This window comes from Sorangium sp. So ce381 (assembly GCF_051473845.1).
In the GTDB taxonomy this organism is placed as follows: Bacteria; Myxococcota_A; Polyangia; order Polyangiales; family Polyangiaceae; genus Sorangium; species Sorangium atrum.
Genome location: NZ_CP150336.1, coordinates 299,532 through 315,271, shown reverse-complemented (window position 1 = coordinate 315,271; position 15,740 = coordinate 299,532). Strand labels below are relative to the sequence as shown.

Below are 15,740 nucleotides of genomic sequence, written 5' to 3'. Positions count from 1 at the left end.
AGCCTGGTGTCGATGCCTCAGGCGCGTGGCGCAGCACGGTGGACCGCGGGGTGGCTCGCGGCGGTGCTCGCTGCTGGCTGTGCCCAGATCCTCGGCGCGGACTGGGATAGCTACACGCCTCCCGGAGCGCACGGCGGAGGTGGCGCGGGCGGCTCCGCATCCGGCCAGGGTGGCCAGAGTGGCGGCCCCGAGCAGGGGGGCGGCGGCGGAGTGGCCGGAGGCGACGCGTCCGGTGCCGGCGGCAGCGGCACCAGCAATAGCGGAAGTGGCACAGGCGGTCACGGCGGCACAGGCGGTCACGGCGGCACAGGCGGTCACGGCGGCACAGACGGTCACGGCGGCACAGACGGCAGCGGCACAGGCGGCAGCACCAGCAGCAGCGGCTCCGGCGGTGGCGATAGCACCAGCAGCAGCGGCTCCGGCGGCGGCGTGACCGCCCCGAGTTGCGCCACCAGCTCGCCGGAGACAGGCCCCCTCTGCGGGCCTCCTCCCGGCATCAGCTGCTGTGACAGCCGTGAGGTCCCGGGCGGCACGTTCAACCGGAACAACAACCCCGCATTCGCCGCGTCGGTCAGCAGCTTCCATCTGGATACGTTCGAGATCACCGTGGGGCGATTCAGAGCCTTCATGGAGAGCGGGCACGGCGTACGGACCTCGCCGCCCGCCGCTGCAGCGGGAGAGCACCCGAAGATCCCGGGGAGCGGATGGCAGTCCGCATGGAACGAGGCGCTCCGCCCGGACGTCACCTCGCTCTCGGCAGCGCTGAGCTGCACCAGCTCGACCGCGACGTGGACGCCCGCGGCTGGGGGCAACGAGGCGCTGCCGATCAACTGCATCACCTGGTACGAAGCGTTCGCGTTCTGCGTCTGGGACCGCGGGCGGCTCCCCACCGACGCCGAGTGGAACTACGCAGCTGTTGGAGGGAACATGCAGCGGAAGTTCCCCTGGGGCGACGTGATCACCCATGACCACGCGTCGTACGCCTGCACGGCGCCGTGCACCTTGAGCAGCCTCCTCGAGGTCGGCTCGCTGCCGCAGGGGCGGGGACGGTGGGGCCAGTTCGATCTCAGCGGCAACGTCTCGGAATGGGCGCTGGACTGGGCCGTCAACTACACCGTTCCCTGGAACGACCAGGCCCAGATCTCGGATGTGGCCGGCGACAACCAACGCACCCGTCGAGGCGGCTACTACGCCTCCGATGACTATACGGTGAGCAACGCGCACCGAGGCACCGACCCTCCGACGGTCCGCGGCCCATGGACCAGCGCGCGCTGCGCGAGAGATCTCCCTCCCTAGCGCCGCGCCCGCAGCGCGCCGAGCCGCGCTCGCGCCTGCTCCGCGGAGATGGATCGCGGGCGCGCCTTGCCCCAGCGCTCGAGGACGGCCTCGTACGCCGCCGCGGCGCCGCGCAGATCGCCTGTCGCCTCCAGGGCCATGCCCAGATAAAGCCGCGCCTCCGTGGTCGAGAACGGGTCGGCCAGGGCCGCGCATGAGCGCGCAACGCGCGTCAGCGGCCCGATCGCCTCCTGCCCCTTCCCCGCGAGCGCGTAGACCTTGCCGATCCGCAGATCGAGCAGGAGCCACCGGCCGCTCTCCGACGGGAGCGGCTGGTCGAGCGGCATCGTCTCGAACGCCGCCGCCGCGTCGGCCGCGGTCTCCACGCCGGCGGCGTACGCCTCGGTCCAGAGCAGCCAGCGGTGCTCCGGCTTGATCTCCTGCGCCGCGGCGCGCCACTTCGACTGGACCCGCTCCACCCACGCCGAGCGCGCCGCGTCGTACGCCTCCTGCGTCATCGACGCCGCCCGGAGGCTGTACGGCAAGAACGCGATGGTCCAGTCGGCCGTGGTCGCCGGCTCGGACCAGGCGCTCATCCGGCGGAGGAAATCGTCCGCCACCCGCCCCGCCTCCCGCGGCAACCCCATCTCACGGTAGAGCTCCGCCAGCTTGAGGGCCGGGCTCGCGTGCGCGTCCTGATCGTTCCTGCCGGCGACCTCGCGCTGCCAGGCGCGGGCGTGCTCCACCGCCAGCTCGAAATCGCCGTCCAGGACCGCGAGCGAGATCCGATCGAGCAGCTCCTTCGCCCTCCGCTCGCCCTCGGGGACCGCCGCCCACCCCTGCTCCAGCGCCACGAGCACGCTCTCGCGCGGCGCGCCCCGCGCGTGGAGCGCCAGCGCCAGGTGCCGGTGCGCCGGCGCCGCCTTCGGATCGATCGAGAGCCAGCGGCGCGCGTGCTCCTCCACCTGCTGGCAATCGCCCTGGCGATGGAGGAGGCGGACCCGGTTCGCGAGGCAGAGCGTCGCGCCGGGGGCCGTCTCGGCGCAGGCCTGGTAGGCGGCGAGCTCCGCCGCGACGTCCCCCTTCATCCCGAGCGACTCTCCCTTGAGCCCCCACGCGAGCACGTGGCCCCGGTCCAGGGCGAGCGCCCGATCGTAGGCCTCGACGGCGGCGTCGAACCGGAGCTGCGCGAACCTCGCCGCGCCCAGGTACACGAGGAGCTCCGGATCGGCCGGGAACCTCGCGACCGCGGCCTCGAGCCGCCCCTCCCACGACACGGCGTCGGAGGGCTGGCGCACGTACGGCTCGGCCGCGTCGAGCAGCGCCATGTCGCGCTCGCCGAGGGCCGCCCGGTGCAGGAGCGCGAGCTGGAAGTGCTCGCGCGCCACGGCCGGCCTCTGTCGAAACGTCCAGATCGCCACCCGCAGGTGGCCGGCGCCGAGGCCGCGATCCAGCGCGACGGCGCGCTCCATCGTGCGCGCGGCCACGTCCGGCGCGCCGTCACGGTAGGCCTGGAGCGCCTCGTGGTAGAGCGCCGCGGCCTCCGGGTTGCTCGAGGCGGGGCGCGGCGGCTCCGGGGCGGCGACTGCCGCGCCGCTCGGCTGGGGCGGCGGCTCCGGGGGGCGCCGGAGCACCGCGACCGCGGCGCCGGCGACCGCCGAGGCCGCGAGCGCGAGCGCGACGAGCCCGCGCCGAGCCGGGCGCGCGCGCTCGTTGGGTGCATTCCGCACCACGACGGCCTCGCCCGACGCGGCCCCGTGGTCCGGTCGCGGCGCAGGCTCCGCCCCGGCGGCCGCGGGCGGCGCGCTACCAGGGCGCTGCGACGCCGGGTCGGTCCGGTGCGGCACGGTCGGCTCGAAGCCGATCCCCGCGGGCTCAGCGCCTCGCGCAGGGCCGCCCCGCGCGCTGGCGCCCTCGATCTGGGTCTCGGCCTCCCGCGCCGCGGGCAGCGAGCGCGGCGGGAGGCTGGGCAGCTCGCCCTCGAGCCCCTCGGCGGCGATCAGCGCGCGCCAGAACGCGCCGGCGTCCGGGTACCGGTCGCGCGGAGAGACGCTGAGCGCCCGCGAGAGCACGCGCTCGATCGCGTCCGGCGCCGAGACGCCGCGCGCCCGCAGCGTGGGGCGCAGCGCAGGATCGACGACCACCGAATAGAGCTCGACGATCCCCTCCCCCTCCAGCGCCCGGGCGCCCGTCACGAGCTCCACGAAGACGAGCGCGAGCGCGAAGACATCGGTCCATGGCCCTGTCGCGCCCCGCTGCTTGTCGAACTGCTCCGGCGCGCCGTAGCGGGGCGTGAACACCGACGGCCCGTCCGCGGTGCTCGCGAGCGCCGCGGTGCGCGAGCGCTGATCGCCGATGATCTTGGCGATGCCGAAATCGAGGACCTTGAGCGTCCTCGCGCCCCCCGCCTCGGCGAGGAAGAGGTTCTCCGGCTTGACGTCGCGGTGCGCGATGTTCTGCTCGTGCGCCACCGCGAGGGCGCGCGCCGCGGGGTCGAGCAGGAGAATCGCCTCGCGGCGGGACAGGGTGCCGCCGCCTCCGGCGCGCCGACGCTCGAGGTGGCCGGCGAGCGTCTCGCCGTCCAGCCACTCGAGCACGAGATAGGGCACGCGACCGCCCTCCTGGGTCGTGAAGGCGCCGATGTCGAGCGCCTGCACGATGCCGGGCGAGAGGCGCGAGAGCTGGAGCAGGAGCCGCCCCTCGTCGCGCAGCCGTCGAACGAAATCCTGCTGCGCCTCGGGCGATAGCTCGTCGGGCAGCTTGAGGCATTTGATCGCGACGGGAGCGTCGAACCCCTCGTGCACGCCGCGGTAGACGACGCCGAACCCGCCGGCGCCGACGGCGGAGAGGACACGGTATTTGCCGTCGATCGTGGTCCCGCAGAGCCGAAATACGTCGCGCTGGGCGCCGGACATCGGCGGAAGTATACGCCATCTCCGGAGGACAGACTCAGGGCGACTCGGGCTTCGCCATGGCCGCCCTTAGCCGGCCGCAGGCGTCCACGAACCCGGTCGAGAGGATCTGGTCGAGGTGCCAGAAGTTCCTCTGCCGCTCGTGCTCATAGAACCGGGCGATCGTCACCAGGAGCAGGTCCACGCACAGCGCCGGGTCGCGCCAGGCGAGCTCCGTCCGCGGCCCGCTCCGCGACCCGCTCCGCGGCCCGCCCGCGCACGACGCGGCGAGCGTCTGCTCGAGCACCGCGGCGACCAGCGTGAGCTGCAGGACCATGCGGCGGCATGCGCTCGCGCGGATCCCTCCGCCCTTGGCAGCCACCGGCCGCAGCGTGTCGTCGAACGCCGTCGCGAACTCGCGCCATAGCAGCGCGCCCGCCTGATCCACCGCCTCCTTGAGCCCCGCAGCCGGAACGCGCGGCGAGAGCGCATCGACGAGGCGGGCGCGCGCCCCCTCGTCCTCGGCCAGCGCGCGGTACGGCTTCGACCAGCGGGCGACCTGGCGGCGAACGTCGCCCACCGTCAGATCGAGCTTGAGCCCCGTGATGGGGAGCAGCGACGCATCCGGCAGCTTCAGGGAGGGCCTGTGCCACGCGTACTTGCTCTCCATGAAATCGGCGAGCATCTCGGCGATGCCGTTGCTCGCGGCCACCTGGAGTCGCGCCCTGATGTCGGCCTCGGCGAAGCGGAGCAGCGCCGCCTCGTCGAGCTCGGTGCGGCCCCCGCGCTCGACGAAGGCCGAGGCGATGCCGGGGCCGACCGCGCCGGGGAAGACGGTGTCGAGCGCGAGGGGCTCCTCGAGCCGCGGCAGCACCGCGTACTCCCACTCGAACTCGGCCAGCGCCTCCTGCCACGCGTGGCCCCAGGCGTCATGAACCACGTAGTCTTCGACCTCCGGCGTCCGGAGGACCATCACCATGGTCGCGAGCGTCTGCGTGACGACCTCCGTCGGGACCGAGGCCGCGTCCGCGAGGGAGCGCGCGAGCGCCGGATCGATGGCCGCGCGGTCGAAGTAGCCGAACGCAGGAAAACGCGCCGTCGCCGCGGTGTTCGTGTCGTCGCACCGGGCGATGAAGGCGGAGATGGCGCGGCGCTCCTCCTCCGGGCGCTCGTCCCAGCCGAGCACCTCGAGCCGCGGCGCCTCGCCGGAGCCCGCCGCTCCAGGCGAGCCGGTCGCCGGCGCCGACGCGCGGATGCAGAGGAAGATCGCGGTCGACGTCATGAGCAGATCCACGTCGCCTGGACGCCACGGCAGCGGGCCGTAGATCGCGCTCATGAGCTCGGCGCACGCGGCGGGCGACGCGCCCCCCTTCGCGGCGAGCTGCGAGGCGATCGTCCTCGTGATCGCGTGCTTCACCGCGAGGTTGGAGGTCATATGATCCATCGCGGCCTCGACCTGCGCGAGATCCGCCTCCTCCCACCCGAGCGCCTCTCGCAGCGCCCGCCGGACGAGCGGGATCCCCTCGCTGCCCGCCGGCAGATCGAGCGGGAAATCGAGGAGCGGACGCGACGCGACCGTATCGATGAGCGGCGCGGAGCTGCTGCCGGCGAACCGGAGCCAGAGCAGCACCGCCTCGGTGAACCAGGCCCGGAAGGACGCGCTCGCCGCGTGGAACTCGTCCGGGGTCGGCTCGCTCAGGGCGTCGATGCCGCGCATCAGCCGATCGTGAAGATCGCGCCCCCTCGCCTCCCGCTCCTCGCGGCTGCCCTTCGTCGCGTCCTGCAGCTCCTCGATGTCGGCGAGCAGATCGAGCGTGGGACCCCACGCGGCCGGGAGCGTCGGCTCGAAGAGGGCTGCCGCGCACAGGATGGGCGCCGAGGGCTGAGACCCGGTGTTCTTGTGGTCCATGGCCGTTCCTTGAAGAGGGGTGCGACCTCCCATCGCATCACAGGCGCATGCCCTGAGCAAGGCCCCGGACCAGCGGGTCCCGGGGAGAAGACGGAGCCTTCCGGCACACATCGCAGGTTCGTGTCCTCGGGCCTGCGATGAGTCTCTCGGGCCTCCGCGCCGAGCGCACGGGCTCCACCATGAACGCTGGCGTCCGCTTCGGGACCGCTCTAATTTCGCGCGCCGGCGGTCCCTTCCGGGATCGCCGGCGCACGAAGCGCACCCGAGTATTGATCTCTCGTAAGCGACGAGAGCACTGGACTCATTGGCGGGTGCAGGGCGCTCACCAGTGGAGTACCCTCAATCCCGGTATTCGTGGGAAGCTGCGGTCGTCTCGGGTTGCCACATCCTACCCGACTGCGAGCGCCGTCGCCGCGATCAAGGGGTCGTGCGCACCGACAGGCGAGCTGGAGTCGATCAGCGCTCCCACGGGGTCTCCGGCAGCATCGGCTGGTTCCGTGCGACCTCCTCGACGCCGTCGAGGTAACCGTCGTCCGGGCGCGGCGCGGTTTGCAGCAGTCGAACGAGGTCTCGGACCGTGCGCCGCGCGGGAACGATGGGTTCGATCCGGCAGATCGGTTCACCTTCGCACTCGACGACAAACACGTCCCCATGCGAACGGACGCGCTCGAGTACGTCCGGAAACGTCTGCGTGGCCTCGGCTGCCGAAATGTAGGACGCCATGCGGCTCATGGTACCCGGTCCGGCCCATCTGACAACCCGCCAGGCGCTACCCCTCTCTTCGATGGCTGCGCTCACGCATGCACGGGACCCGGCGGTGTGCCGAGGCCCCGCTGAAGCGCGGCGGCGGAAGGGGTGGACGCGGCGCGGGGCGTCGAGTGGAGCGAGGCTCGGCGCAGCGTCAGCACCCGCCGTTTGTCGGGCGGCACGGCGCAGTTTACAAGCTTGGTCCGAACCAAAGCTTGAGCGCCTTATCGAGGAGGTCCTTTCCACGCTTCTGGATCGCCTCCCCGTCCCAGGTATCGTGCTCATGAAGCTGCTGGTTGATCAGTAGCCATGATGCACTCATGAGCGCAGGCTTCTTCGTTGTCCACGCGGAATTCGACACGGCGTTTGCTTTCATTGCCTGCTCGTGAGCAAAGACTGACGAGGCGTACGGGTACGCTGTGAGCTCCCCTGGAACTCGCCCCTAGCCTTCCTTAAGGTCGCAAAGGGCCCGGACGACCGGCGGTCGAGCCTCGCCCACCAGCGCCAGGGCGTCGCGCATCGCGTCCGCCTTACCCGAGGTCGCCCCACCCCCTGGCGTCCGCTGCGCGATCGCTCTAGCGTCGCGCCGCGCGCCCGCGGTCCCTTCCGGGATCGCCGGCGCACGAAGCAAGGAAAGAACCCTCATGCGCGTCTACATCATCGGCGCCGGCCCGGGCGATCCCGGGCTCATCACGGTCCGCGGCGCCGAGCTCGTCGCCCGCTGCCCCGTCGTCATGTACACGGGCTCCCTCGTCCCGCGGGAGATCGTCGCGTCCGCGCGGCCGGACGCCCGGGTCATCGACTCCTCCGGCATGACCCTCGACCAGATCGTGGAGGTCTTCGTCGAGGCCAGGGACGCAGGGCACGACGTGGCACGCGTCCACACGGGCGATCCCGTCCTCTTCGGGTCGACGGCCGAGCAGATGCGCCGCATGGATGCGCTCGGGATACCGTACGAGATCGTCCCCGGCGTCTCGTCCTTCACCGCGGCGGCCGCGGCGCTCGGGCGCGAGCTCACGCTGCCCGAGCTCTCGCAGACCGTCATCCTGACGCGCGCCGAGGGGCGCACGCCGGTGCCGCCCGCCGAGCGGCTCGAGGATCTCGCCCGCCACCAGGCGACCCTGTGCCTGTTCCTGAGCATCACCCTGCTCAAGGACGTGACCGCGGCGCTCATCCCGGCCTACGGCGCGGATTGCCCGGTCGCTGTCGTCCACAAGGCGAGCTGCCCCGATCAGAAGATCGTGAGAGGCACGCTCGCGGACATCCGGGAGAAGGTGCGGGCCGAGGGCATCAAGACCCAGTCGATGATCCTGGTCGGCCGGGTGCTCACGTCCACGGATTTCGCCGACTCGCGGCTCTATGATCCGGAGTTCAGCCACCGCTTCCGCAAGGCCGAGAAGAAGCTCCTCGTCCCTGGCACGACCGAGGAGGGCTCGTGAGCGCGGAGGAGAGCGCCGGGGCAGGCGCGACAGCCGCCGCGGCGACTGCCGGTCGACGAGGGCTCATCATCGTCTATACGGGCCACGGCAAGGGCAAGACGACGGCCGCGCTCGGCATGGTGTTCCGCGCGCTCGGCCGGGGCATGCGCGTCGCGGTCGTGCAGTTCATCAAGGGCAAGTGGAAGACGGGAGAGCGGCTGTTCGCCGAGACGCTCCCCAACCTGACGTTCCTCGTCATGGGGCGCGGCTTCACCTGGGAGAGCGACGACCTCTCGCGCGACAAGGCGGCGGCGCGCGCGGCCTTCCAGGAGGCCGCGGCGCTCATCGCGGGCGGCGAGCAGGACATCGTTGTGCTCGACGAGATCACGTATGCGCTCCATTACGGCTTCATCGCCGAGGACGAGCTGCTCGCGGCGCTGCGCGCGAGGCCCGCGCACGTGCACGTCGTGATCACCGGCAGGAACGCGCCCGACGCGCTCCTCGCGCTCGCCGACCTGGTGACGGAGATGAGATCGGTGAAGCACCCGTTCGAGCAGGGGCAAAAGGCCCAGATCGGAGTCGATTTCTGATGTCCCGGGCCATCCCCCGGCTCGTCGTCGCCGGCACGGCGAGCGGCGTCGGCAAGACGACCGCCACGGTGGCGATCGCGCGCGCGCTCCGCGCCCGCGGCCTCAGGGTCGCGCTGTTCAAGTGCGGCCCCGACTACCTGGATCCGACGTACCACGCCCGCGCCGTGGCCGGGACATCGCACAACCTCGACGGCTGGATGATGGGCCGGGACGCGGTCCTGTCGACGTTCGCGGCGGAGGCCGCCGGCGCCGACGTCGCGCTGATCGAGGGGGTGATGGGGCTGTTCGACGGGGCGAGCCCGACCGGGGAGGAGGGCTCGACCGCCGAGATCGCGAAGTGGCTCGAGGCGCCTGTCGCGCTCGTCGTCGACGCGTCCGGGATGGCCCGCAGCGTCGCGGCGCTCGTCCAGGGCTTCGCTGGCTTCGATCCGGCGCTGCGCGTCGCCGCTGTCGTGTGCAACCAGGTCGGCAGCCGCGGCCACCTCGACATCCTCCGGCAGGCGCAGGCCCAGGTGAACCGGTCGCTGCCGGTCCTCGGCGGCTTGCCCCGGGACGAGGCGCAGCGCTTCCCCGAGCGCCACCTCGGCCTGCGCACGGCCGACGAGGCCGCGCTCCCCGAGGAGCGCCTCGACCACTGGGGCGCGCAGGCCGAGGCGTGGATCGGGCTCGACGCGCTGCTCGAGATCGCGCGCGCGGCGCCGCCCTTGCCGGCGGCCGACGCGGCCGCGACGCCCGGCGCAGCCGCCGGCGCCGGCGCGCAGCGCGGCCGCGCGCGCATCGGCGTGGCGTTCGACGAGGCCTTCCACTTCTACTACGCGGACAACCTGCGCCGCCTCGAGGCCGCCGGGGCCGAGCTCGTGCGGTTCTCGCCGATCCGCGACGCGCGCTTGCCCGACGTCGACGCGCTCTACCTCGGGGGCGGCTACCCCGAGGTGCACGCGGAGCGCCTGGCCGACAACGCGGCCCTGCGCGACGAGATCCGCGCGTTCGCCGGCCGCGGGGGCCCGATCTACGCCGAGTGCGGCGGGCTCATGTACCTGACCGAGGCGATCCGCACGCTGGACGGGCGCGCGCACCCCATGGTCGGGCTCGTGCCCGCGGAGGCCGTGATGTGCGAGAAGCTGCAGGCGCTCGGGTACGTGGAGGTCGAGACGCAGGCGCGCACGATCCTTGGCGGCGCGGGGCTCCGGTTCCGCGGGCACCAGTTCCGCTACTCCGAGCTCCGCCCGTCGCAGCGCGCGGCGTCGGCACCTGCCGAGCCGCCGCCCGCGCAGGCGCCGGCGCCGCAGCCCGAGCACGCGCCCTTGCCGATCGAGCACGCCTACTCCGTGCGGCGCCGGCGCGGCGGCCAGGTCACGCGCGAGGGGTACCGGGCAGGGAGCGTCCTCGCCTCGTACGTGCACGCGCACTGGGCCTCGAACCCGATCGTCCCCGAGGGCCTCGTCGCGAGCGCGGCCGCGCACCGGAAGGAGCGCGCGCGATGAGCGAGAGCGGCCAGGGTACGCCGCCGCGCCGGGTCGCGCTCATCGGCGGCGGCGTGCGCTCCGGCAAGAGCGCGTTCGCGCTCTCCCTCGCGCGCTCGCTCGGCGAGCGCCGCGCCTTCATCGCGACGGCCGAGCCGTTCGACGACGAGATGCGGGCGCGCATCGACGCGCACGTCCGCGAGCGTGGCGGCGCGTTCCTCACCGTGGAGGAGCCGATCGCGCTCCCCGAGCGCATCGCCTCGCTCTCCGGCGTCGACGTCGTCGTCGTCGACTGCCTCACGCTCTGGCTGTCGAACCTGCTGCTCCGCGACGAGACCGAGGGCCGCGCGCTCGGGCCCATCGAGGAGCGCATCGAGGCGCTCGCCTCCGCCGTCGAGTCGGCGGCGCCGCACGTCGTCCTCGTCTCGAACGAGGTCGGCATGGGCGTGGTCCCGGAGAGCCGGCTCGGCCGGGCGTTCCGCGACCTCGCGGGGCGCGCGCACCAGCGGCTCGGCCGCTCGGCCAGCGAGCTCTACGTGGCCGTGATGGGCGCGATCCTGCGCCTGCGCCCCGGCCCTGTCGCGCTCGTCGGCGGCGACGGCGAGGACGCGCGATGACGGCCGCCGCCGCGCTGCTCGCCGCGGTCGCGCTCGACCTCGCCTGCGGCGAGCCCCCCGCCGCCATCCACCCCGTCGTGTGGATGGGCTCCGCGATCCAGGCCCTGAAGCGCGCCGCGCCCACGGGCGGCCGCGCCGCCGAGCTCCTCTGGGGCGCGCTCATGGCCCTCGCCGTCCCCTGCCTCTTCGCGGCGCTGGGCGCCGGCGTCACGGCGCTGCTCGCCCCGCACCCCCTCCTCGCGCTCGCTTTGTCAGGTCTCCTGCTGAAGCCCACCTTCGCGCTCCGCGCGCTCCGCGACGCGGCCTTCGGCGTGCGCGACGCCCTCGAAGCGGGCGACATCACCGGGGCCCGCGGCGCGCTGCGCAGCCTCTGCAGCCGCGACCCGTCGGAGCTCGACGAGCCCGCGCTCGTCGCCGCGTCGGTCGAGTCGGTCGCGGAGAACGCGTCGGACAGCTTCGTCGCGCCGCTCTTCTATTTCGCCCTCTTCGGGCTCCCGGGCGCGCTCTTCTACCGAGCGGTGAACACGCTCGACGCGATGGTCGGCTACCACGGCCGCTACGAGTACCTCGGCAAGGCCTCGGCGCGGCTCGACGACGCGCTGAACTTCGTGCCGGCGCGGCTCACCGCGCTCCTCCTGCTCGCCGCCGGGTGGCTCCGCGGCGCCGACGCGCGCCGCGGCCTCGCCGTGCTCCTGCGCGACGGCGGCCTCACCGAGAGCCCGAACGCCGGCCGGCCCATGGCGGCGATGGCCGGGCTGCTCCGGGTCGAGCTCGAGAAGCGCGGCCACTACCGCCTCGGCGACCCCGTGGAGCCGCTCCGGCGGGGGCTCATCGACGAGGCCTGCCGTATCGTGCTGCTCGCGGCGCTGCTCTTCGCCGGGCTCGCGGCGGCCCTGCTGGCGGCGGCATCCTTTGGACAGGAGCTCTTCCGATGACGGCGCTCACGGTGATGGTTCAGGGCACGGCGTCGTCGGTCGGCAAGAGCCTCCTCTGCACGGCGCTCTGCCGCATCTTCCAGCGGCGGGGCCTCCGGGTCGCGCCGTTCAAGTCGCAGAACATGGCGCTGAACTCGTTCGCGACCCTGGACGGCGGCGAGATCGGCCGGGCGCAGGCGGTGCAGGCCGAGGCGGCGCGCGTCGCGCCGACGGTCGACATGAACCCGGTGCTGCTCAAGCCCGAGGGCGACTCGCGCTCTCAGGTGGTCGTGCTCGGCAAGCCCATCGGCAGCCTGCACGCGCGCGACTACTTCGCATACCGCGGGGAGCTCAAGGACATCATCGCCCGCTCGCTCGGGCGGCTCCGCGAGGCGCACGACGTCGTGGTGATCGAGGGGGCGGGCAGCCCCGCGGAGATCAACCTGAAGGACCGCGACATCGTGAACATGCACGTCGCGCGCGTCGCCGACGCGCCGGTGCTCCTCGCCGGCGACATCGACCGAGGCGGCGTGTTCGCGGCGCTGGTCGGCACGATGGCGCTGCTCGAGCCCGACGAGCGCGCGCGCGTGGCCGCGTTCGTCATCAACAAGTTCCGCGGCGACCTCAAGCTGCTGGAGCCGGGGCTCGACATGCTGACCGCGCGGACGGGCGTCCCGGTGCTCGGCGTGGTGCCTTATCTGAAGCAGCTGCGGATCGCGGACGAGGACTCGGTGTCGCTGGAGGGCCGGCGGCGCCGGGGGCCGGCGGGCCCGGGGCAGCTCGACATCGCGGTGGTCCGGCTGCCGCGGATATCCAATTACGACGACGTGGAGCCGCTGGAGCACGAGCCCGGCGTGGTGGTGCGGTTCATCGAGCGGCCGGACGAGATCGGCGATGCGGACCTCGTGCTGCTCCCCGGGACGAAGAGCACGATGGCCGATCTCGCGTGGCTGCGCGCGAGCGGCCTGGCGGAGGCGGTCGCGGCGCGCGCCCGGCAGGGCGGCTGGACGCTCGGGATCTGCGGCGGCTGCCAGATGCTCGGCGGGGCGATCGAGGATCCGGAAGGCGTCGAGTCGGCCGAGCCGGCGGCGCGTGGGCTGGGGCTGCTCGATGTGTGGACGCGGTTCGAGCGGACCAAGACGGTGGCGCAGGTGCGGGCGCGGCTCGCGGGCGGCTCGTTCCTGGGGGCGGCGGGCGCGGCGACCGTGGGAGAGGCCGAGAGCGAGGGCGCGGGAGAGCTGACCGGCTACGAGATCCACATGGGCCGTGTGGAGCGGGTGGGCGGCGCGGCCGCGGCGTTCGCGATCGGGTCGCGGGGCGGCAAGGCCGAGCCGGCGCTCGACGGGGCCGTGTCGGCGGACGGCGCCGTGGTCGGCACGATGATCCACGGGATCCTCGACAACGACGGGCTCAGGCGGTCGCTCCTCGCGGCGCTGCGCGAGCGGAGGGGGCTCCCCAGGGCCGCGGGCGAGCCGGCGATACCGAGCCGGCACGAGGAGTACGAGCGCCTCGCGAACGCGGTGGAGGCGAGCCTCGACCGGGGGCTGCTCGACCGCATCGTGGGGCTCGACAGGCGCTGAACGGCGCCCGAAGAGGCACACTCCACTGACGTGAAGGGTTCTTCCTTCTCGCCGCCGTCGTTTCGCCCCATCGTGCTCGGCGAGCATGGAGACGACACGGGCGACGCACGGCCGCCGGGCGCGGCGTTCTTTCCTGGCGATCGCGGCGCTCCCGGCGCTGCTCGCCGCCCTCGCGGGCTGCGGGGACCGGCAACGCCAGCCAGGCGGGCCCGCCGCCGCGGCGCCGCCGCCCGACACGGCGACGTCCTCCTCGGCGCCGGCGCCGACCGCCTCCTCGTTCGCCGCCGCCTCCGCGCACCCGGCCGTCCCGACCGCGGTGCCGAGCGCGTCGACCGACGTCGTCGCGGGCGCGTCGCAGCGCTACGAGGCCGGGCCCTCGGTGATCGCGTCGGACAGCATCGACGGCGCCGCCCTTAGGAAGCGGCACGTCGAGCGCATCAAGGCCGACGACTCGGCCGTGACCGTGCTCCGCGGCCAGGGTCCCCTGGAGCTCGGCAAGCGCATCTGCGAGGCGGTGGTGCCGAAGCGCCCCGCGGCGACTCCCGTGCTCCTCAAGCCGAACATCTGCGGGTTCGACAGCGTGAAGGACCCGGCGAAGTCCAAGGGCGACGACGGCGTGACCGGCCGGATCACCCAGCCGGAGTTCGTGCGAGGCGTCGTCCAGTGCCTCAAGGCGCGCGGGCACACGAAGATCACGATCGCCGAGGGATGCGGCCACTCGCACAAGTTCTGGAAGGACCTCGCGCAGCGCACCGGCTACGAGGCGATGGCCGCGGAGGAGGGCGCCGCGCTCGTCGCGATGGACGACGACGGGGTCTACGACGTCGCAGGGGACAGGCCCGGAAAGCCCCTCGCCATCCGCGGCGTCCAGGCGACCCACGTCCCGACGCTGCTCATGCCGAAGGTGCTGGCAGAGCACCTCGATCACGGGCTCTTCCTGTCGCTCCCCCGGCTCAAGATGCACCGGTACGCGGTCATCTCCGTCGGCATCAAGGGCATGCAGGGCACGGTCATGCTGTCGGACAGCGCGCCTGCCTACAAGCAGAAGTGGAGGATGCACAGGGAGCTCAAGGAGTACCTGGACACGAAGGCCGCTGGCCAGGAGGATAGAGCTCTTTACCTGTCGTCGCTCCGCGTCTTCGCCGAGCGGATGGTCGACGTGCTCGAGATATCGGCGCCGGACGCGGTGCTCGGCGACGGCGCCCCGGCGATGGGCGGAGACGGCTTCCAGGTCCTGCAGCCCACGGCGGAGATGGTGGCGATCGGCGGTACGAACCCGGTGCGGGTCGACCGCGTGGCGGCGGAGCTCCTCGGCGTGTGGAACAGCCCCGCGCTCGCGCGCGAGCTCGGCGGCCACAGGACCTCGCCGCTCATCGACGCCGCGGCGAAGCGCTTCGGGCTGGATCTCACGGCGACCGCGATCACGGGAGACGGGGCAGACCTCCTGAAGAGCCCGAGGCCCGTCCACTACAAGGCGATGGCGCCCTTCCGGCTCGACTGGGAGCCCGGGCAGGCGCCCTTGCCCGGCGGGCCCGCGAAGGGGCTCGTTCCCGCGCCGCCGGCCTCGCAGAAGGCGCCCGGCGGTGAGCAGGGCGGCGGGTCGGAAGGAGGCCCCGCGAAGCCGGAGGCGCACGCGTCGCCGCTGCCGCCGGGAGAGAAGATCGTGATCGACGGGAAGGCCGACGACGCGGCATGGAGCCGCGCGAAGGCCGTGCAGTGGGACACCGACTATGCCGGCAAGCGCACCGGGTTCACCACGCGGGCGCGCTTCCTCTGGTCGAAGCAGGGGCTCCACGCGCTCTTCGAGCTCTCGAACACGGGGCTCAACACGGATCGCTCGAAGCCGATCGGCGAGGAGAGGAAGGGACTTTACAAAGAGGACTGCATCGAGCTCTTCCTGACGCCGGCCCCTGGCTCGCCAAGGCGGTATTTCGAGGTGGAGATCGGGCCGTTCGGCCATTTCTTCGATATCGCGATCGACCGCGACGCGCGCCAGGAAGACACGGCGTGGTCGAGCGGCGCGACGATCGCGACGCGCCAGGACGCGCAGGCGCGCACGGCCGTCATCGAGGCGCTGCTGACGGCGCCGGGGATCGTGGGCGCGCTCGCCCCGAACGCGCGGCTGCCCATGAACCTGTACCGGATGGAGGGCAAGGATCCGCGGCAGTACCTCGCGTGGAGCCCGCCTCGCACGAGCAAGCCGAACTTCCATGTCCCCGAGGCGTTTGGAACGCTCGTGATCGAGCCCTGACCAATCCCCTTTTGCTGGCATTTTTAGCAGAAGAGAAATTGAACAGGGAGGCGGGGAGACGGGGAGATTTGTGGGATTTTACTCC

General features: G+C 73.0%; 12 protein-coding genes. 8 read left to right on the top strand and 4 right to left on the bottom strand.

Going from position 1 to position 15,740, the window contains the following annotated elements; genetic code table 11:
- The first annotated feature begins 12 nt into the window (after positions 1-12).
- Complete coding sequence (locus tag WMF29_RS01215) at positions 13-1,296, top strand: formylglycine-generating enzyme family protein (protein ID WP_437327081.1); 1,284 nt, start codon at positions 13-15, stop codon at positions 1,294-1,296.
- On the opposite strand, the gene WMF29_RS01210 is transcribed toward WMF29_RS01215, so the two are convergent.
- The 4 genes from WMF29_RS01210 to WMF29_RS01195 form a co-directional block, all read right to left on the bottom strand.
- Entirely contained in the window at positions 1,293-4,190 is a 2,898-nt protein-coding gene (locus WMF29_RS01210) for a protein kinase domain-containing protein (RefSeq protein WP_437327080.1), read from the bottom strand. The two genes, WMF29_RS01215 and WMF29_RS01210, sit on opposite strands and share 4 nt — an antisense overlap.
- 34 nt (positions 4,191-4,224) lie before the next feature.
- On the bottom strand, positions 4,225-6,075 hold the full coding sequence (locus tag WMF29_RS01205) for a hypothetical protein (RefSeq protein WP_437327079.1): 1,851 nt from the start codon (positions 6,073-6,075) through the stop codon (positions 4,225-4,227).
- A 456-nt stretch (positions 6,076-6,531) separates the two neighbouring features.
- Positions 6,532-6,798, bottom strand: a complete 267-nt coding sequence (locus WMF29_RS01200) for a hypothetical protein (RefSeq protein WP_437327078.1) — start codon at positions 6,796-6,798, stop codon at positions 6,532-6,534.
- Positions 6,799-7,012: 214 nt separating this feature from the next.
- The gene (locus WMF29_RS01195; RefSeq protein ID WP_437327077.1) at positions 7,013-7,198 is read right to left on the bottom strand and encodes a GmrSD restriction endonuclease domain-containing protein; all 186 of its coding nucleotides are present in this window, start codon (positions 7,196-7,198) and stop codon (positions 7,013-7,015) included.
- Positions 7,199-7,466: 268 nt separating this feature from the next.
- Here WMF29_RS01195 and cobM point away from each other — a divergent pair, with 268 nt between their 5' ends.
- The 7 genes from cobM to WMF29_RS01160 all read left to right on the top strand — a co-directional run bounded on the left by cobM (position 7,467) and on the right by WMF29_RS01160 (position 15,655).
- Entirely contained in the window at positions 7,467-8,261 is a 795-nt protein-coding gene (gene cobM, locus WMF29_RS01190) for a precorrin-4 C(11)-methyltransferase (protein ID WP_437327076.1), read from the top strand.
- Entirely contained in the window at positions 8,258-8,830 is a 573-nt protein-coding gene (gene cobO, locus WMF29_RS01185; protein ID WP_437327075.1) for a cob(I)yrinic acid a,c-diamide adenosyltransferase, read from the top strand. Before cobM ends, cobO begins: the two co-directional genes overlap by 4 nt.
- On the top strand, positions 8,830-10,314 hold the full coding sequence (locus WMF29_RS01180) for a cobyrinate a,c-diamide synthase (RefSeq protein WP_437327074.1): 1,485 nt from the start codon (positions 8,830-8,832) through the stop codon (positions 10,312-10,314). The genes cobO and WMF29_RS01180 overlap by 1 nt, the downstream gene beginning before the upstream one ends.
- The gene (cobU, locus tag WMF29_RS01175; protein WP_437327073.1) at positions 10,311-10,910 is read left to right on the top strand and encodes a bifunctional adenosylcobinamide kinase/adenosylcobinamide-phosphate guanylyltransferase; all 600 of its coding nucleotides are present in this window, start codon (positions 10,311-10,313) and stop codon (positions 10,908-10,910) included. The genes WMF29_RS01180 and cobU overlap by 4 nt, the downstream gene beginning before the upstream one ends.
- Positions 10,907-11,845 (top strand): adenosylcobinamide-phosphate synthase CbiB, encoded by a 939-nt coding sequence (gene cbiB / locus WMF29_RS01170; protein ID WP_437327072.1) that lies wholly within the window; start codon positions 10,907-10,909, stop codon positions 11,843-11,845. The genes cobU and cbiB overlap by 4 nt, the downstream gene beginning before the upstream one ends.
- Positions 11,842-13,404, top strand: a complete 1,563-nt coding sequence (locus WMF29_RS01165) for a cobyric acid synthase (protein WP_437327071.1) — start codon at positions 11,842-11,844, stop codon at positions 13,402-13,404. The genes cbiB and WMF29_RS01165 overlap by 4 nt, the downstream gene beginning before the upstream one ends.
- Positions 13,405-13,489: 85 nt before the next feature.
- Entirely contained in the window at positions 13,490-15,655 is a 2,166-nt protein-coding gene (locus WMF29_RS01160; protein ID WP_437327070.1) for a DUF362 domain-containing protein, read from the top strand.
- Positions 15,656-15,740 lie beyond the last annotated feature (85 nt).